15 protein-coding genes and 3 pseudogenes are annotated in these 18,016 nt (G+C 43.2%); 12 read left to right on the top strand and 6 right to left on the bottom strand.

Translation table 11 applies throughout. The features are described 5' to 3' along the window. The first annotated feature begins 223 nt into the window (after positions 1-223). Entirely contained in the window at positions 224-949 is a 726-nt protein-coding gene (locus KHN78_RS20480) for an NUDIX domain-containing protein (protein WP_211918638.1), read from the top strand. A 31-nt stretch (positions 950-980) separates the two neighbouring features. Beyond that, positions 981-1,634 carry an isochorismatase family protein gene (locus KHN78_RS20475; RefSeq protein ID WP_211918635.1) on the top strand — a complete coding sequence of 218 codons (654 nt, stop codon included), beginning with the start codon at positions 981-983 and terminating at the stop codon, positions 1,632-1,634. A gap of 88 nt (positions 1,635-1,722) precedes the next feature. Here the strand turns inward: KHN78_RS20475 and sodC are convergent, their stop codons facing one another. Further along, a complete protein-coding gene (sodC, locus tag KHN78_RS20470; RefSeq protein WP_211918632.1) occupies positions 1,723-2,235 on the bottom strand; it encodes a superoxide dismutase family protein in 513 nt (170 codons plus the stop codon). A gap of 402 nt (positions 2,236-2,637) precedes the next feature. Here sodC and KHN78_RS20465 point away from each other — a divergent pair, with 402 nt between their 5' ends. The 6 genes from KHN78_RS20465 to KHN78_RS20440 all read left to right on the top strand — a co-directional run bounded on the left by KHN78_RS20465 (position 2,638) and on the right by KHN78_RS20440 (position 6,981). After that, the gene (locus KHN78_RS20465) at positions 2,638-3,438 is read left to right on the top strand and encodes an alpha/beta hydrolase (protein WP_211918629.1); all 801 of its coding nucleotides are present in this window, start codon (positions 2,638-2,640) and stop codon (positions 3,436-3,438) included. 116 nt (positions 3,439-3,554) lie between these two features. Continuing rightward, positions 3,555-4,040: a peptide-methionine (S)-S-oxide reductase gene (locus tag KHN78_RS20460; protein ID WP_211918965.1), complete on the top strand. Its 486-nt coding sequence runs from the start codon at positions 3,555-3,557 to the stop codon at positions 4,038-4,040. 380 nt (positions 4,041-4,420) lie between these two features. Beyond that, complete coding sequence (locus KHN78_RS20455) at positions 4,421-4,861, top strand: PTS sugar transporter subunit IIA (RefSeq protein WP_211918625.1); 441 nt, start codon at positions 4,421-4,423, stop codon at positions 4,859-4,861. Between the two features lie 11 nt (positions 4,862-4,872). Beyond that, on the top strand, positions 4,873-6,273 hold the full coding sequence (locus KHN78_RS20450; RefSeq protein ID WP_211918621.1) for a fructose-specific PTS transporter subunit EIIC: 1,401 nt from the start codon (positions 4,873-4,875) through the stop codon (positions 6,271-6,273). A gap of 122 nt (positions 6,274-6,395) precedes the next feature. Then, positions 6,396-6,563 (top strand): hypothetical protein, encoded by a 168-nt coding sequence (locus tag KHN78_RS20445; RefSeq protein WP_211918620.1) that lies wholly within the window; start codon positions 6,396-6,398, stop codon positions 6,561-6,563. Between the two features lie 94 nt (positions 6,564-6,657). Continuing rightward, positions 6,658-6,981, top strand: coding sequence for a rhodanese-like domain-containing protein (locus KHN78_RS20440; RefSeq protein ID WP_223917833.1), 324 nt, complete (start codon positions 6,658-6,660; stop codon positions 6,979-6,981). Positions 6,982-7,046: 65 nt separating this feature from the next. Here KHN78_RS20440 and KHN78_RS20435 read toward each other — a convergent pair whose 3' ends face one another. Further along, entirely contained in the window at positions 7,047-7,916 is an 870-nt protein-coding gene (locus KHN78_RS20435; RefSeq protein ID WP_211918618.1) for an SDR family oxidoreductase, read from the bottom strand. 11 nt (positions 7,917-7,927) lie between these two features. Continuing rightward, positions 7,928-8,230: pseudogene (locus KHN78_RS20430) on the bottom strand (hypothetical protein); the annotation flags it as partial. 452 nt (positions 8,231-8,682) lie between these two features. Between KHN78_RS20430 and KHN78_RS20425 the strand changes: the two are divergent. Beyond that, positions 8,683-8,898 (top strand): hypothetical protein, encoded by a 216-nt coding sequence (locus KHN78_RS20425; RefSeq protein WP_223917802.1) that lies wholly within the window; start codon positions 8,683-8,685, stop codon positions 8,896-8,898. An 84-nt stretch (positions 8,899-8,982) separates the two neighbouring features. On the opposite strand, the pseudogene KHN78_RS20420 reads toward KHN78_RS20425, so the two are convergent. Continuing rightward, positions 8,983-9,438, bottom strand: a pseudogene (locus tag KHN78_RS20420) (LysR substrate-binding domain-containing protein); the annotation flags it as partial. Here KHN78_RS20420 and KHN78_RS20415 point away from each other — a divergent pair. After that, positions 9,431-9,685: pseudogene (locus KHN78_RS20415) on the top strand (enoyl-CoA hydratase/isomerase family protein); the annotation flags it as partial. The pseudogenes KHN78_RS20420 and KHN78_RS20415 overlap by 8 nt on opposite strands. 383 nt (positions 9,686-10,068) lie before the next feature. On the opposite strand, the gene KHN78_RS20410 reads toward KHN78_RS20415, so the two are convergent. Beyond that, the gene (locus tag KHN78_RS20410; protein WP_128813532.1) at positions 10,069-10,500 is read right to left on the bottom strand and encodes a VF530 family DNA-binding protein; all 432 of its coding nucleotides are present in this window, start codon (positions 10,498-10,500) and stop codon (positions 10,069-10,071) included. A gap of 199 nt (positions 10,501-10,699) precedes the next feature. Then, the gene (locus tag KHN78_RS20405) at positions 10,700-12,304 is read right to left on the bottom strand and encodes an ABC-F family ATPase (protein ID WP_211918613.1); all 1,605 of its coding nucleotides are present in this window, start codon (positions 12,302-12,304) and stop codon (positions 10,700-10,702) included. Positions 12,305-12,732: 428 nt separating this feature from the next. Here KHN78_RS20405 and KHN78_RS20400 point away from each other — a divergent pair, with 428 nt between their 5' ends. Both KHN78_RS20400 and KHN78_RS20395 read left to right on the top strand, forming a co-directional pair. After that, positions 12,733-15,291 (top strand): YncE family protein, encoded by a 2,559-nt coding sequence (locus KHN78_RS20400; RefSeq protein ID WP_211918612.1) that lies wholly within the window; start codon positions 12,733-12,735, stop codon positions 15,289-15,291. Between the two features lie 520 nt (positions 15,292-15,811). Beyond that, positions 15,812-18,013, top strand: a complete 2,202-nt coding sequence (locus KHN78_RS20395) for an FUSC family protein (protein WP_211918610.1) — start codon at positions 15,812-15,814, stop codon at positions 18,011-18,013. Positions 18,014-18,016 lie beyond the last annotated feature (3 nt).

The following is an 18,016-nucleotide window of genomic DNA, read 5'->3' as shown; positions in this document are numbered from 1 at the left end:
GCAGGCAGTTTGTCAACTTTTGTTACTAACCACTCATTTTTATAAGGTTTTTTCGTTCACTTTTTCCTCAAACATTGTGGATAAGATAAACAACTCCTAGCGGTCAATCCATCGACAGATTTGTTTTTGATGACGACGACGTTCATAACTATTAGTTACTTACCCATTGAACCCTCCGTTGTTATGCGCTAGATTACTTACAAATTATTCTCAGGACCTCATCATGATCGTAACTGTCGACATTATTCCATTCAGACTATCAGGCAACGCCGATAAAGGTTTGGAAGTGTTGCTGATCAAACGTACCAACCCTGAACGCCCTTATCACGGAGTATGGGCATTACCGGGTGGATTCGTATTTGATAAAGACATGACCCAAGAGGGTGGACGCCCCGCCGATGAAAACTTTGAGGCAGCGAGACGTCGTATTTGCCGCGAAAAAATCCATACCTATCCTCGACATTTTAGTGAAGCCTTTATCGACGGCGATCCAAAACGAGACCCGGAAGACTGGAGCTTAAATATCACCCATTATGCTTTAGTTGATCGTAATAACGCCGAACAAATCAACAACGCAGGCGTTCCAGAGTCTCAACTTAAGTGGTTTACGTTGCAAGACGTTCTCAAGGGTAAAGAAACCCTCGCGTTTGACCACCAAAACACCATTGAAAAGGCTTGGCAAAAACTGCGAGCCTCCATTGAATACACTTCGGTTTTGCTGTTTGCTTTAGATAAAGAATTCTTAGTCGCGGACATCATCTCTGCATATCAAGAGTTTGGTATCGACATTAGCCGTATGACGATCAAGCGTCGTCTTGTTGATTCAGGCGTGCTCAAAGCCACCAACAAAGTCGCGTCCACCAACAAAGGTAAGGGCGGCAAGCCTGCTATGGTGTACACATTGACGAATAATGAAGTGACCTTTTTCCAAAACTGTTTGCGTGGTTAACGCAAGCTAAACGACAGATAAGGAACCTGCCATGACAGTTCAAGTTAACTACCAAACCACCGCCGTTATTGATGTAGACCCTGAAAAAGGCTTTACCGAACTGTGCCCAAATGAGTTGCCTGTTGCCGGCGCACTAGACATCGTGCCAGAGCTGCTAAATAACCATACGAAAGGTCGTTTAAAACTTGTGAGTCGCGACTTGCACCCGCCAAAAGCCGCTTGGGATGCTGAATCGCCAGCAAACATGCTAGAACCGGTTGGGTTACCAAATGTTGATATCAAATGGAATCGACACTGCGTACTCGGCACAACCGGTTCTGAATTACTCGATGGTTTACCGCCAGCTCTGGAATACGACTTTCAAGTAAATAAAGGAATGGATCCAGACGCACACCCTTACGGAATTTTCTTTCACGATGTGGCGGATACCAAAACCACTGGTGCCAATGAGTTCCTTAAGTTCAACCAGATAGACACCCTTGTTATTGGCGGCCTAGCCCTAGATTTCTGCGTAAAAAAATCAGTTGAACAAGCTCTTGCTCTTGGTTTTAACGTCATCGTAAACCTTGCTTCAAGTCGCGCTGTTATGCCAAATAATGTCGATGCAGTCATTGCTGAACTTAAAGAAAAAGGGGCAATATTGGTCAATAGTTCTGACGAGATCATCATAGAAAAACTCGCATAGTTTGGCTTATTGTCATTTGCTTTATTGCTGACAAAAACGGTCCAACATATGTGGACCGTTTTTTAATCTATAAAAATTTGAGGCTGATTTATTTAATCACACCACACACAATGCGTGCACCGCCACCACCGAGTTTTGCGGGATGGTCAGAGTGATTGTCACCACCAGCATGAATCATCAAAGCTCGTCCTTTGACATCGTCCAATGCCACTCTTGGTGCTAACACGGGTTGCTGGGCCATTCCTTCGGCATTGACATACAGCGCTGGTAGATCGCCTAAGTGGTTGTCATTTGTCCAAGGAAAACCATGTTTACCTGTATTTTCCGGATCGTAATGACCACCAGCTGCGCCACCTAACACCGTTTTTCCTTCTTTCTCACTGCTTTCACAAGACCCATTGGCGTGTATATGAAAACCATGAGCACCCGCAGGTAAGCCTTTGAGATTTGGTGTAAATACCGTGCCATACTCACTGGACGCAATCGTGACGGTACCCGTTGATTGGTCTGTTCCCAAATCCATCATTTCGACACTAATGACGCCCGCAAAAATTGAAGAAGAGAGAAATGTGAGTGCTGCAACTATGATTGTTCTTTTCATGCCATTATTTCCTTATATAGATTCATGTTGTACGTTCCACCACCTCTGCGCGGCCAAGCTTATAAATAGATTCAGAGGGTGACTTGATTTGTTGACAAGACAACAATTTGGATTCACTTGAGTATAATTTCCATTCAAGTCTAGACTCTCTCGATTAAGCATGCCGATGAACAAGCTAGTTAATTGCAAAAAATAACCGAAAGCAGAAAAATTCGATGGGAAAATGTCACATATACAAGTACCCAATCAAACAACGACATTCATAATATTCGATAATCAGCTCAAATAATCACCAATTAATATACAATGCCTTTTCATTTCTTAAAGTCGCAACGATCTTTTAACGGTTAGATTTCATATACTTACTATATTCGTTTTGTTTCACAAAAATACAGGTAAAACATGGCAGTTTTGAAGCATTGGCTAGTAACCCTTTTGTTAGGGGTAATGCTACTTGGATGTGGTGGTGAAAGCTCAGTTTCAGATCCAATCAACGATTTCACTTCACCAGAAAAAATACAATACAATATCTTTTCCAATATCACTGGTGTCAGTTATCCCTACGACATTTACCTACCCAAAAACTATAGTGAACGCTGGGGATCGCTGCCTATTATCTACGTTTCAGATGGCAACGTGACAGGCCAAAGTTTCGCCAATCTCATAGCACACTACGAAGCAGATGCTATTTTAGTCTCAATTCATGAAGGACCTCCTGGCCGTAGAAACATTGATTACTTACCGCCCGGTGTAAACGACTTCTACCTTTTTCTGACTCAAGAACTCATTCCAATCGTGGAATCAGAATACGATGCTGATCCTCGTCAACGCACATTAGCTGGTCACTCATTTGGTGGAGCAAAAGCGGCACACATTATGCTATCAGAAGACATAGGCGTTGAATTTTTCAGCAATTTCATCATCTCTGATGGTTCATTCTGGCGCACACAAGACACTATTTATCAAATAGCAGAGCAACGTTATAACGCCTCTCCTTGGTTAGAAACTACCGCAATAATCAGTGCCACAACCGCTGGCAATTACACTTGGGTTGATGTGTTCTACAAACATATTCAAGAGAAAGGTTATCTCGGCTTAAACTTACCTCCAATGATAAAATACAACGGGTTAGATCATGGTGACATGTGGTATGACACATATCGAGATAGCCTGCCGATCTTATTTCCAAAAGAGGCCCCTTAGCCATGAACATATAAGCGGTCGAATCGAATCCTATATAACGATAATTCTATTTAGTCGTAGAGTTTGAATTTGAGCGGGCGTTGGTCATAATGACACAAACTTTATAGGAAAAAATGATGGAAGATATTTACTTTGCGGGCGGTTGCCTTTGGGGTGTTCAAGAATTTATGCGTCACATCTCTGGCGTTATTGCAACCCAAGCAGGACGCGCCAACGGCACAACAAGTTCAACTTCCACAGCATACGACGGCTACGCAGAGTGCGTACGAACGCAGTTCGATCCTGAGCAAGTTTCAGTAGAAACCTTAATGGGGTATCTGTTTGAGATCATCGATCCTTACAGCATTAACAAGCAAGGTGAAGACGTAGGTGAGAAGTACCGTACTGGTGTTTATAGCCAAAGCGAACAACACCTAGCCATCGCGAAAGCGTTTATAGCGGCAAGACCTGATGCCGATAAGATCGCCGTAGAGGTACTGCCACTCACGAACTACGTGCCAAGTGATGATGAGCACCAAGACAGACTGACGCGCTTTCCCAATGACTACTGTCATATCCCACTCGATTTATTGCACAAATACAAAAACCAAAGTAAACCTTAACGGTCTCATTCACCTCTGCTCTCTCCTTTTCTGACCACAGATTCTGTTTGACGCTGCCTTTTCAGCTAAGACGAGGCACAGGGGTCTGTATCCAAACAGACCATTATCACTTTGCTGCCATAACTGTCTGTCCCAGTATTCTTGCTCTCTGACTTCTGGTTTTCTAAGCCAATTAAATTTGTACCATTTCTCCTTAATATTTAACTATCCGAGATATTCATCACATAACATCTCTCTTAGCTCGTTAGGGATATTGATGACGTCTATCACACTTAATATCGAGTGATACAAAAATATAGTTATTGGATTTTTTTTACTATTTCCGAAGTTCACCATATTCACTAAATTTAACTCATTACTTCAGTACCAACGAGTTAAAAATGATTACAGAACTAACAAACGTCAGCCTAATTAATAACAACCTTCAAGCAACAAATAAAAAAGACGTGTTTGAAGAACTAGCACAAATGCTACTAGAGAATAATCGAATCAATAGCAAAGAAGCATTTTTAAACGACATTGAAATCCGTGAAGCACTAAGCGTCACGTCAATGGATGGCATTGCATACCCTCACTCAAAAAGTAAAGCCGTTACTGAACCTGCCATCGCTGTTGGTGTAAAGCGTGATGGGATCGAATACAACGACGAGGACGGTATCAAACCAACCGTATTTTTCATGATTGCGTCTCCAGACAATGGCGCGGATCACCATATTTATGTTCTTCAAGAATTATTCGGAAAATTTAGCGAAGAGTTTATTGAAGATATCCATAACGCAAAAGACGAACATCAAATATTAAATATTTTAATTAATTCATAAGGCGTAGAATTATGAGTACCCTAACAGCTCAAGCTACTAATAATAGCGATTTTAAAAAACTATTAAGCACCATGAAAGGTCACCTTTTATTTGGTACTTCTCACATGTTGCCGTTTATCGTTGCCGGTGGTGTTCTATTGGCTTTAGCGGTAATGGCATCTGGTAAAGGTGCGGTACCTGCCGATGGTTTATTGGCTGATATTTCTAATATCGGTATTAAAGGTCTAGTACTGTTTCCAATTATTCTGGGTGGCTTTATCGGTTACTCAATTGCAGACAAACCAGCACTTGCTCCAGCAATGATCTCTTCTGGCATCATGGCAGACATGGGCGGCGGCTTCCTTGGCTGTATCGTTGCAGGTTTCATCGCCGGTGGTGTGGTATTCCAACTTAAAAAGATCCCTCTTTCTACCAACATGACGGCTCTTGGCGCGTACTTCATTTACCCACTTATTGGTACTCTCATTTCTGCAGGTATCGTACTTTGGGGTATCGGTGAGCCAATCAAGATCTTCATGGCTTCTATGAACGAATTCCTAGCTTCTATGGCAGGCGCTTCTAAAGTGGTTCTAGGTACGATTCTTGGTGGTATGACGGCATTCGATATGGGCGGTCCAATCAACAAAGTAGCAACGCTGTTCGCTCAAACTCAAGTTGACACTCAACCATGGCTAATGGGTGGTGTTGGTATTGCGATCTGTACGCCTCCTCTAGGCATGGCACTAGCCACATTCCTATTCAAGAAGAAGTTCACTAAGCAAGAGCAAGAAGCGGGTAAAGCAGCAGCAATCATGGGTTCTATCGGTATCTCTGAAGGTGCTATCCCATTCGCAGCGAACGACCCTGTACGCGTTCTTCCATCAATCGTTGCTGGTGGTATTGTTGGCTGTGTGTTTGGTTTCCTAACGGACATCCTGCTACACGCACCATGGGGTGGCCTGATCACGGCACCAGTATCAAGCAACATTCCGATGTACGTAGTTGGTATCGCGCTAGGCTCACTAACCACAGCAGTTATCGTTGGCTTCTGGAAACCAGTAGCTGAAGAAGAAGCAGAAGACGAAATAGCAGAAGCAGCACCTGCACAAGCTCAAGCAGCTCCAGCAGCAGGCGAAGGCGAGTACGACATCGTTGCAGTAACATGTTGCCCATCTGGCGTAGCACACACATTCATGGCGGCAAAAGCACTTGAAAAAGCAGGCGCAGCGGCTGGTATCAAGATCAAAGTGGAAACGCAAGGTCAAAACGGGATCCAGAATCGCATCACGGACCTAGATGTAGCAAACGCGAAATTGGTGATTCTTGCTCACGATATTCAAGTGAAAGACGCACACCGATTTGCAAATGCGAATGTTGTGGAATGCTCAACGAAAGAAGCAATGAAAAACGCAACCAATCTAATTCAAGCTTAAACCTGATTAAGCTCCTCCCCTGAGCCCTCTCCCCCTAGAGGGCTCTTTTTATTTGATTCAGCCTGCCTTAAAAAAACTCAGTGTCTATACTTAAAGTGGTATACCAAGTAGGAGACCTACTCATGGATTTTACTGAAAAACTCCGTCTTCGAGGTAAGGCAGAAGAAGACAGATTCTTTGCTGAACTGGATCGCCAATTGATTGAGGCTATGCACGAGAAACAAAAACGTGACGACGAACACGACGGCGAAAATGAATCGGTGATATCTCAGCACGCTCAAGAAAAGTAGTTCGTCTTAATACTCAACATTATGCTATATAAAACAGCTATATAACTATGTCGTTCGAGGGCAATTTTTAATGCGACCATTTACTCTTGCTTTAATGCTAATGTGTACCGGATTACTTCACTCAGCCGCACAGGCTTCGGAGCGAGCGGAGCAGGGTTGGCAACTTATTGAACAAGGCGCAATGATAGTTGATGTTCGTACGCCGCATGAGTTTGCTGATGGTCATTTGGACAATGCCATCAATTACCCACTGTCAGAGTTAGACACATATTTAGCCAATGTTGATAAAGACGTACATATCGTCCTTTATTGCCGTAGCGGTAATCGCTCGGGGCAAGCTTATCAATACTTACAGTCACAAGGCTTCACAAACATCCATAACGCGGGTGGTTTAGTTGAGATGCAGCAAGCTAAGTAATGCCAGTTACCGAGCCAATCGAATAAGAAAGCACACCTCACGTGTGCTTCGTGTTTTTTCACAATCTATTCGTTATCGGTTAAAGACAGTTCGCCAAAGTAGTCTTTCAGTCGATGACGACCATAAGTCGGCGAGATGTTGTTTCCGCCTAACATGGTCAAGAAGAACTCAGCAGGTCCACCCCATTTCTCCGGCAAGTGGCGTACTATCGATAACCCGGCTCTGCGCAGGAAGTCCGGTAGGTGCGTAATTTTCTCCACTTTGTTTTGAGATTTGAACGCAAGCCGAGCAATATCATTGACTGATAAAACATCTGGGCCACCGACATCTAATTCTATGTCATTTCGTTCAATCGCTTTAAAACAAAATCTAGCCAAGTCTTTTCCGTGAATGGGATTAAGCAAGTTTTCACCATCGCCAAAAGTAAACACTCGACCCGATTTCGCCATGTTGTACACCTCGGTAATATCGGAGAAAAAGCCGTTCGGGCGAATCACACAAGGGGTTAGTTTTATTGATTGTAAAAGCCGATTAGCAAAACATTCTTTCGCCTCTAGCAGACGAACTTGAGGATATTTCTGAGCATTGAACGCAGAGATGTAAATGAATTTACCGACACCTGCTCGCTCTGCTTCTTCGAGTAAGTTCAAATTTGCTTGGTAGTCGACATCCAAATAACCTAATCCATCTCGTTGGCGAGTAATGCCCAAGCATGAGATAACAACATCGACACCCTCGCACACACCTTTAAGCTCATCGGGATGAGTCACTTGAGCCTCAATCATTTGTGACTCTTCCACGCCCATTGCGAGCAACTTGGTTTTGTTTCTCGCAATGGCTTTAAATTCAATGTGCTCAGAGAGGAGTAACTCAACAATGTTCGAGCCTAAGTCCCCCGTTGAGCCCGCCAGTAAAATTCGAGGGTGCATTTTCATAACATGGTTTCCTATTCGTGTTCTGGTCTGTACGGTTCTTCACGCAATACGTAGCTCACCAATAGCTTTAGATAGAACAATGGTAAAAACCATTCCAAACCTTGTGGTGCTTGCGTCCAGTAAATCGAAATAATCACACTCAAAGAATACAGCATGAGCGCAACAGGACGTTGCAAATACAATGGTGTTTTCATGACTAAGCGACATTCCAGCACCATGTAACCACCGATCACAACAATCCACATGATGTCGAAGTTTAAGAACGCCCACCTGTAGAGAGAAAGCTGCACGAAATGAGTCAGAATAAAGCTCATGGGCAGCTGAACCATCAATTGATGTTGGGTAAAGCGCTAGAGGATGCGTATGTTATTAAGCAGATCGAGCGAATATTAAGATAAGTGAACTCATCACAACTTGCTCTTCTCTGTCTGGACTCTGTTTGGGTCTTACATTAGGTTTTAATAAGGCACTTTTGTAGGACTAAATCTTCCGTTTGTTGTTTGTGCCACCAGCGAATTTATTAAGCAACATCAGATTGTTGACCTCACTTCTCTAAAGCGAGCAAGGCAACTGTTGATGGCGGATTTTCACCATACTGGCATTGCACAAACGCTGACGATATCAAACCTCGCCCAACAAATCGAAAGTGTGAATGTACTCAACAACCTACTAGTCGCAGGTGATGGCCGGGCAATTGTTCCAACCCATTGCGTGGAGGATCTTTTGGAAAACCAGCAATTGCAGGCCATCGAGATAGACGAACTCCATGCCGTACTTCAGTTCCCCATCAACCTTTGGCAACGGCAATGGGATGTCAGGTTACGCGACAGAATGGACCATGACCCAAAGCTTGGATACTGGTGACAGCGTGTTCAAATACAACTTTGAAGAAAACTGGAACACGGTGAAATTCAACGTTTACGAAATGATGGGCAAAGATTTCCGCCTGCCACTGACTAAGTCATTGATGGCGAAATTCTAATCGCTGAAAAAGACTACGTGCCATTTCGCACTCAAAACAAAGGCACCGCAAATGTCGGTGCTTTTTTCGTCCGCACCTCAAACACTACTTCCCTCGCCCATACATCTTGTCGAAGTTTGGAATGTTCTTTTCCCAAATGGGCTTCTCCTCTCCAACAATGGATTTGAGTGTGTCTATAAATAACTTCGTTTTAATCGGTGCATCTCGGTGTGGATACACGGCGTAAAAGGTGCCGAAATCATCAATGTTCAAGTCCGTCATAATTGGAACTAATTTGCCTTGTTTGATTTCGTCTTGGACCATCTGTGCGGTTACCACCGCAAGCGTATTTCCACCAGCGGCGCTTCTTGCCAACATTTCCACATCATTCACTTTATAAGCAACATTAAGCTGAAAGTGCTGTTGTTTACCCTGCTCATCTTGATAACCGAATTTATCGAACAGCAACCCTGGCGCGGCATAAATAGTTGCAGGTAAAGATTCCAATTTCTCTAAGGTAGTCACCTCACCATATTTTTCTAAAAATCTAGGGGCGGCAACATTGGGCGTGATTAGCCAACTAGAAGTGCGTGACATCGTGATGTACAAAGAGATCATCGCAACCTCTATCAAAGATGAAGACGCAGGTGCGGAGCTAGAGCTGCGTTACTTCTTAGAGCGCGCAAAAGAGCAAAAAACTGCAGCGATCATCGACGCATTCCTAAAACACGGCGGTCAAACAGAGCGTGAAGCGAAAGATATCCAAGGCATCTTTGTTGATACTGCGGCAGAGCTAAACAAACAATAGAACTTGGTTCATCATCCGCATGCTTTTGCTTATCCCACAGCAAAGGGAAGGCAACGCGTCCGGTGCCGTCGCTTTTTGCTTTCACATACAACGCCGCTAGATTATCCGCGCTGTATATCATGTACCCTTACCACAAAGAGCAATCACAAAAGCTTCGCGAGTTTATTGATTATGTCGGGGAAAGTTTCCAAACTCGGTTAACCCCTTAATCAAATTCATAGCTGACATATTCTTCGATTATCAAGCTTGGGTCTGGATGGGACAATGATTTAGTCAAAGAAAAGACAATAAAAAAGCCAAACTGGATAGCTTGGCTTTTCATCATCTTTCTTGTTTCCGAAACATCAAAGCACATGAGAACAAGTGTGAGTAACTGATAGATATTATCGACGGCGATTATTAAAACGAGCGCGATCAGCACGCTGCTTAGACGAACGCTCTTTGTGCGCAGACGCTGCTTTCGCTTGTGAAGCCAGAATCGATTCTACGGTTAATTCCATTGGTTCACGTGGCTCCAATCCATGACGGAAAGTACGTGCACGTGGTGGTAAGTTGTACTCGTATTCAGACGCCTTTGGCATGCGCTTGTAGCGGTATAGGTAAAAGTTCTCTACTCGCTCGCGAGCCCATTCCGTTTTCTTCAGGTATTTCACGCTGCTTGCAATGCTTGGTTTAGTATTGAAACAGTTCATACGCATTGCAGTATCAAGAATCTCCCAGCCATAAAAATCTACAAGCTGCTGCAACATGTCTTCAATTTTAAGACCATGCAATGGGTTGTTCTTCTGCAGTTCAATGCGTTCTTCTTCGGTCATAAATTCATGGCTCATGAACGACTCCTTACTGATGAGTGGCGCTTATTGGCTTACCACAGTGCCCTTTTAATAAGGGTAAAATAAAATCATAGCGGCGAATAACCTGCGCCTATTTTCGTTTATTCAAGGTTTAAGGCTATTCGCTATCTACAGGCTAATAACTATCTACAGACTAATAACTACTGACTAAATAGTTTCGTTACGCAGCGCTTAGTACTTTTTCTTGATGCGCCATGTACTCTTCAAACGTACCTTGGAAACTCACCAATTTTTTGTCTCTTACATCAATAATCGACGTCGCAAGCGATGATACAAACTCTCGGTCGTGACTCACAAAGATCAACGTGCCTGTATACACTTTTAGTGCGCTGTTGAGTGCTTCAATCGCTTCCATATCCATGTGGTTGGTTGGCTCATCCATCACCAGCACGTTGATGTCTTGCATCATCAACTTACCAAATAGTAGGCGGTTCTTCTCACCACCCGAGCAATTTTTCGCTTTTTTATTCGCGTCGTCTGCCGTAAATAGCAGACGTCCCAAAATGCCACGCACCATCAAATCATTGTGTTTAACGGTGCGCCACTGAGAGATCCACTCAAAAATAGTCAAATCGTTATCAAAATCTGCACTGCTGTCCTGCGGGCAGTAACCGATTGAGGCATTCTCAGACCACTTAACGATGCCTTGAGTTTGCTCTAGCTCTCTCACCAAGCAGCGCAGCAAGGTCGTTTTACCCACACCGTTTTCACCGATGATCGCAAGGCGAGTTCCGGCTTCTAACAACAGATTACCTTTTTCAAACAGCAATTCGTCGCCAAATGAATGACCAAGATCTTGCAACTCTAACGCTAAACGATGTAGCTTTTTGCCCTCACCAAAATCAATCGATGGGCTCACACGACTACTTGCTTTTACTTCATCGAGTTGGATTTTATCCATTCTCTTTGCACGAGAACTGGCTTGCTTCGCTTTCGACGCATTCGCACCAAAACGGTTTACGAACTCTTGAAGTTCATTGATTTCAGCGGTTTTCTTCGCATTGGAAGCCAATAGCTGCTCACGACGAAGACCTGATGCTTCAAGGAAGTACTCATAGTTACCTGGATAAATGCGTAGCTCACCGTAGTCAATATCTGCCATGTGCGTACAGACAGAGTTTAGGAAGTGGCGGTCGTGCGAGATAATGATCATCGTACACTTACGTTGGTTCAACTCTTCCGCCAACCAGTTGATGGTGTGGATGTCCAAGTTGTTGGTCGGTTCATCAAGTAGCAGAATATCTGGGTTAGCGAACAGAGCTTGAGCCAACAACACACGCAGTTTCCAGCCCGGAGCAACTTGTTGCATCAAACCAAAGTGCAACTCTTCCTCGATACCCGCTTGAAGCAAAATATCACCAGCACGGCTTTCTGCGGTGTAACCATCCATTTCAGCAAATTCGCTTTCAAGTTCGGCCACTTTCATGCCGTCTTCTTCGCTCATCTCTGGCAGAGAGTAAATACGATCACGTTCTTGCTTCACTTCCCACAATTTACGGTCACCCATAATAACGGCATCAATCACGGTGTATTGCTCAAACGCAAACTGATCTTGGCTCAATACGCCCAGTTTTAATCCGGGAGTAATCGATACGTTACCTGAGCTAGGCATTAACGCACCACTCAGAATTTTCATGAACGTTGACTTACCACAACCGTTAGCACCTATAAGGCCGTAGCGGTTGCCATTACCGAACTTAGCTGAAATATTTTCAAACAGTGGTTCTGCACCAAATTGCATGGTGATGTTATTTGTACTTATCATAGTGGCGCCCTCGAAGTAAATTTCTTTTAATAACAAGATCTTAATTTACATTCGAGATGCTGTTAAAAAAGGTCATACTGAATTTGGTCGCCATTCTATATGATTCACTCATTAGGTGATATAGGTCACATTAATATTGCATGAGATTTTCATAAGCAAAATATTATCAGAACCACTTTACAAATTTGGCGCAACTTGAAATTTAGCAACGATTTCACTCCTCCCCAGCTAATCCCCCCCTTTTTAATACGGAAATATCATCAAAGAAAAAATAAATGCAATTGAATCATGCATTTATAAAATCCGTTTTTTTACAAACAAGTTAAAATAGTTTTGTGATCTTCTGCCAGAATTGTTGTTATTTTCGTCTCAAACTTAAGAAAATAAAAATAAAATACATAAATCAAAAACAAACATTCAAAATTCAAATGAATAGAAAACTCTTGCCGCTGCTTATCGGCTCAATCTTATTGTCTAGCACAAGTTATGCAACAACGTCTGATGCTTTCACTACAGAACTTCGTGACACTCATAGCCAAATTCAACAACGTATCAATGAACTGCGTCAGTACGCCGAGGATGAACGGAATGTCACCATCAAAGATGGCAAGCGTTATATCGCGGTTAATGGCATTGAATATAAAATCAACCAAGATAACTATATTGAATTTGATTTCCCTATACCGTACACGGATGAAACACTTTTCCGTAATGTATTCGATTTTCTAAGTGATGACTGGGAACTTACTTGGTACGACTTAGGTATGATTGCCGTAAACAAGATCTATGGCAACTATGACTACGACAATGGCTGTTTAATCGAGTATTTCCCTGATGGCAATCCTTACGCCGCTGGTGGTTTTACTCATCTTGTATTAGAAGACTATACCTGTGCCTTAGAAGAAGGTGAGAACCTGACGAAGATTAAATACTTAGGCACTGGTAAAACCCTAACTTACGCTGATTTTGGCTATGAATCTGAAAGTGATTTTGCGCCAGAATCGGTGGCATTAAGCAATGGCAAAGTTTATGTTGGTAATACCAATGGCGGTTTTTCGCATATCGTCCGATATGACGTAAATGCTGAGCAGGCGTTAGCTCCAATCACTGGTTTTTCGCTCAACGGCGTGAATGAGACTTACCGCGTGGTGAGTGATATTACTGAACACGATGGGCGCTTATATGTTGCCTCTCTATCGTCTAACCGCGTCGATATCTACGATACCAACAACAACGATCAGATCGTTATGTCTCTGGGTACGGGTTCTTGGTCTGGTAACACTTTCGACAAGACCCTGACGCACCCGCATAGTGTTGCTGCAAATAATGAGTACATTTTTGTTGCGGATATTACGGGGAAAATCTCTATCTACCGTCAAGCGGATGTCAAGCTAGCTAACCATAAGAAATTATCTAAGTATGGTTTCTTCAACTTACCAGAAAGTAACTCTATCTGGACGAATGTGAAGATGGAAGTGGTTAACAATGAACTGATTGTAAACTTCGATAACACATTGACGTACGTGTTTGATCTGGCGTCAGTGCAAGCCGGTGATGAGCTAGTTGAAGCGAAACACCGTTTTGCCAATACTCGTTATCGTAACACTTACCAAGCAAATAATGGCGAGGTATATGTTGGCAACAATGCAGGTGTTGTAGAGCAGTTTAGCAAAGATAAGTTTAGCTTTGTTGACGGTGGCATTGAAGGTGAGGCGATACACACCTTTAAGGGTTATGTAGACGCTGATACCGAACAAGATCAATCGCTAAAAGCGAGTTATGACTTAGCCGTTGAAGATAAAGCATTAGCTATGCTTCAAGATCGTACCGTCGTCATTGCTAATATGGATGAACTACGTATCCACCAAGAAAATACGCCGACAAACAACGATCATATGTTTGATTTGCAAGCGCCAGACGTAACCCATACACCTCTACTATTCGATGGTGAAAGCTGGGAAAGTTTGACTTCTAATCATGAAGTGCGTGTAGACCGCCTATTATCAGGCACACAGCGTCTTGATGAGCTAGAGATTACTAGCTATGCAGCTCAAACCACTTACGATCTCACCGTAGAAGCGCGCTTTGGTGATGAGGGTCAGTGGATCAAATTAGGTACAATTGCTCAGCTAGAACCATTTGCTAGTTACACAACCTCACACGCGTTTAAAGATGGTGTGAAATACGCAAGTGTTGATGGCACTCAGTCGTTTACGATTGAAGGTCTTGCCGAGGCGACGCATCTACCGCGTGACTTGGTGGATATTCGTTTGACCTCTGAAACGGATGAGTTTGTGCAGAAGCTAACAGATTGGCAATCGAAATGGCGTTTGAGCTTTGGTACTTACTCACAAGCAAACGGTCATTGGGAGAAAATTACCCCAGCCTATGCGCGTGAATGGATGATCATCATGGCGAACTACGCTTACGTGATGAACAGCCCTGAATTCGAGCATTTATGGTTCAACTACAAACAGAGTATTGGTCAAGGTCAAAACGAGTTCTTTGGTGATGCAGGCCCAGTTAATGGTCCAGGTGGTAACTTTACCACGGAAGATTACCAAAATATCTATCAAGCCTTTATGGATCGTGATCGTATTCGCTTAGGTATCTCAACTATTGGTGGAGGCCTTGGTGGCGGAGATGTTTTAGGTATCGATACCTGGAACTACTACTCACACTACTACAATTCAGGTATTGGTATTGTAGGACATGAGTTTGGCCATCACTGGGGCTCTCACGATAGTAGCTTTGCCAATGAGTCAAGAGGTTTACAGCGTATGACACATGATATTCATCAAATGATGATTCGTCAGCAAGTGCTGCCTTACCTAGATGATGAAATTAACGCGTTCTACAAAACGCCACGAGAAGAGATGTACAACGGTGTTGATCACAACTTCCGTCGTCCACGCCCAGAAAGTAACATCAACATTGTTGAGCGTTACTTTGCTGAAAACCCAATGTGGCAATCTTACTCTCGTTAATCTTCCTTAAACTAATCTTCCTTAAATAATGGGGCATTGAATTATCGATGCCCCATTACACTTCTCCGTTAGGCTCCACACCGCTCCCAAAATTTCATGTAAACACCGGCAACCCAATAAAAAGTAATCACTTTTCTATCAAATCTCTTACCATCATCTATGCTTTATACAGGCGCTTGTTTCTCGACGTTTCAGCTCTGTTTTAATTCTGAACAAGATGCTCAAGATCATCACTTTACTAAATTAGCATTTCATACCTACTCGTAGGCCAATGAGTGTTCCAAAGATGAGACCAATGCAGAGAAAATTTTAGCCGTAATTTAGCATCAACCCCAGTAACGACAAGGCATGGAGGAAATTTTGAGCATTGAGCTCCCCACATGGTTTTGACAAAGGATTCACAAACCATTGTTTTTTGGCCGCTATATTCCGCCTCCGAATTTTGCTGAGAATAAATCTAAAACATTGATTGCGTAAATTCATTTACTCATCACCATAAACCAGAGCAAGCATTAATACTATGAACGACAAAATCAAATTCGCCACAAAAGTAGCGCTTAGCCTAACTCTGGCTTATTTGATCCCTTTTGCGCTGGGTTGGCCTCAAGCATCTACCGCAGCAACCACGGTCATGTTGATTGCATCCACTGGCAGTCGCCGAGAATCACTCGCCAAAGGGACACTGCGTGTGCTTGGTACTGTCGTAGGCGCGGTCATAGGTTTGTTGTTAGTCGGAATGTTTGCGCAAGATCGCTTGTTGTACATGCTGAGCGTTTCGATTGTCGTCTCTTTTATCTTTTATTTTCGTAATGCTTACCAAAAAGACCCTACGTTACTCGCATTAACAGGCGTCATGGTTTTAATGATGTCCAACGGCGGCGATGCAGAGGGCGCATTTCTTTACGGTGTCGATCGAGCATATATGACCATCTTTGGGGTGGTACTTTATACCTTGGTGGGTACGTTTCTGTGGCCAACAAAAACAGAGCAAAACCTTCGTCAAATGGTTGAACAACTTAACCAAGCGCAACACGCATTATTCAATGCCATATTGCTCAGCTTTGACCAAAGAACGAATCCTGTAGCTATCTCCCCCCATTCGGGGACAAAAGAAAGCACAAATGATGGCGAGGCAAGCATCGACCAAGAAGACAAGGCATCACCATCCATCGATACCTTACTCGCGAACGTATTTGCTGCACAAAATGCACTTGAACAACGCTTTGCCATGGTCAGTGCCGAATGTAGCGATGTCTCTGCTTACATCAAAGAGTGGCAGTTAACGGTCCACTTTAATAAACAAATCACTCAAGAGCTCAGTGTTGCTGCACACAGTCACTTTAGCCACCAGCAAGACCGAAGCTGCATCAACAACTTCGATCAAGCCATCGAAGAAGTTCAAACTCTCTTCAAAACCTGTCAAGAGATGTGGGACAACAACGGGCCTGCTTACCGTGCTCAAGAATTTAAAGTCGATTACAACCAACAAGCTCTATCGGATGCAACGCACCTAGTAAAAGGTTCAGCGCTGACACTTGGTCACCTACTAAAGTTGATGCATCAAAGCTTATCTCGACTAGCAGAGAGTATCAGCTGCATCGATTCTGTGACGAACAACGTGTCATTCGAGCAAGCACTCCCTCAGCAAAAGAGTAAGTTTCTATGGTGGGATGCAGAAAACTTCAAGACGGCCATAAAAACGTTCACCACCTATTGGATTGCAGGGCTTATTTGGATCTACTTTAACCCTCCTGGCGGTTACTCATTCGTCACTTTCTCAACCATATTCATGTCATTACTGTCATTTGTGCCCGTTCATCCCTTTGTTCTGCTCATTCTGTTTACGTTTGGCTTTCTGTTTGCGGTGCCATCTTACGTCTTCATATTACCGGGGCTAGAGTTAGGTGCAGAACTCGGGTTATTCATTTTTATCTATACTTTTGTGGGCTTTTATCTGTTCAAAGGCCCTGTGACCATTTTCTATATGATTGGCTTATTCGTTCTTGGGCTCAATAACGACATGACCTATCACTTTGGCATTCTCATGACCATCATGACTCTGTTTTATATGGTGGTATTCATGATCATTTTTGCTCATTACTTCCCATTTAGTTCTCGCCCAGAACACTTATTCTTAACTTTAAAAGAGCGCTATTTCCGGCATGTTGGGGCGTTGTTTACCAGCTACCAAGAACAATCGGAATCAAGTTTTCGAAAAGTGAAGCGCTCATTGCACCTTGCGACGCTCAATGTCTCGTCCAAAAAAATCATGGTTTGGGGATCAAAGATCAATCATAAGCTGTTTGACAAGACGCCTCCGGAAGCCATTGGGGCATTCACAAAATCATGTGATGCACTTAGCAACCACATTAATATTTTAATGGCCACCGAACAAAAGTTGCTCAGCAATCCCCTGATTAAACAGCTACGAGCAAAACACACTGATTCCATATTACCTCTGATGGCAGGAGCGCTTGCCAACCATCAGGGTACTCATGAACTCGATTCGGTATTCGAACAGTACAGCCTTGATTACCAGTCCTTTGAAAATAAATTGGAAGATTTCTTTCGCGAGTTGGAGTTATCTGACTACGCTTATTCAGAGATAGCGGGTTTCTATATCTTACTGAATTTAAAACGGAACGTGTTCGAAGCTATCAAACAATGCAAGCAAACCTATGAGGATATCGATTGGGTGAACTTACGTCAGAAGCGGTTTTAAAGG

The sequence above is a fragment of the Vibrio sp. B1REV9 genome, from assembly GCF_905175395.2.
Taxonomy (GTDB): Bacteria; Pseudomonadota; Gammaproteobacteria; order Enterobacterales; family Vibrionaceae; genus Vibrio; species Vibrio alfacsensis.
The sequence above is the reverse complement of the archived record's forward strand: the minus strand, read 5'-3'. Positions and strand labels throughout refer to the sequence as shown.

Bases quoted from the DNA above. Each gene is read 5' to 3' on its own strand.
- KHN78_RS20480 (WP_211918638.1), top strand. From the start codon at position 224: ATGATCGTAACTGTCGACATTATTCCATTCAGACTATCAGGCAACGCC.
- KHN78_RS20455 (WP_211918625.1), top strand. From the start codon at position 4,421: ATGATTACAGAACTAACAAACGTCAGCCTAATTAATAACAACCTTCAA.
- KHN78_RS20445 (WP_211918620.1), top strand. From the start codon at position 6,396: ATGGATTTTACTGAAAAACTCCGTCTTCGAGGTAAGGCAGAAGAAGAC.
- KHN78_RS20395 (WP_211918610.1), top strand. From the start codon at position 15,812: ATGAACGACAAAATCAAATTCGCCACAAAAGTAGCGCTTAGCCTAACT.
- KHN78_RS20405 (WP_211918613.1), bottom strand. From the start codon at position 12,304: ATGATAAGTACAAATAACATCACCATGCAATTTGGTGCAGAACCACTG.
- KHN78_RS20425 (WP_223917802.1), top strand. From the start codon at position 8,683: ATGCCGTACTTCAGTTCCCCATCAACCTTTGGCAACGGCAATGGGATG.
- KHN78_RS20465 (WP_211918629.1), top strand. From the start codon at position 2,638: ATGGCAGTTTTGAAGCATTGGCTAGTAACCCTTTTGTTAGGGGTAATG.
- KHN78_RS20450 (WP_211918621.1), top strand. From the start codon at position 4,873: ATGAGTACCCTAACAGCTCAAGCTACTAATAATAGCGATTTTAAAAAA.
- KHN78_RS20400 (WP_211918612.1), top strand. From the start codon at position 12,733: ATGAATAGAAAACTCTTGCCGCTGCTTATCGGCTCAATCTTATTGTCT.
- KHN78_RS20410 (WP_128813532.1), bottom strand. From the start codon at position 10,500: ATGACCGAAGAAGAACGCATTGAACTGCAGAAGAACAACCCATTGCAT.
- sodC (WP_211918632.1), bottom strand. From the start codon at position 2,235: ATGAAAAGAACAATCATAGTTGCAGCACTCACATTTCTCTCTTCTTCA.
- KHN78_RS20475 (WP_211918635.1), top strand. From the start codon at position 981: ATGACAGTTCAAGTTAACTACCAAACCACCGCCGTTATTGATGTAGAC.
- KHN78_RS20460 (WP_211918965.1), top strand. From the start codon at position 3,555: ATGGAAGATATTTACTTTGCGGGCGGTTGCCTTTGGGGTGTTCAAGAA.
- KHN78_RS20435 (WP_211918618.1), bottom strand. From the start codon at position 7,916: ATGAAAATGCACCCTCGAATTTTACTGGCGGGCTCAACGGGGGACTTA.
- KHN78_RS20440 (WP_223917833.1), top strand. From the start codon at position 6,658: ATGCTAATGTGTACCGGATTACTTCACTCAGCCGCACAGGCTTCGGAG.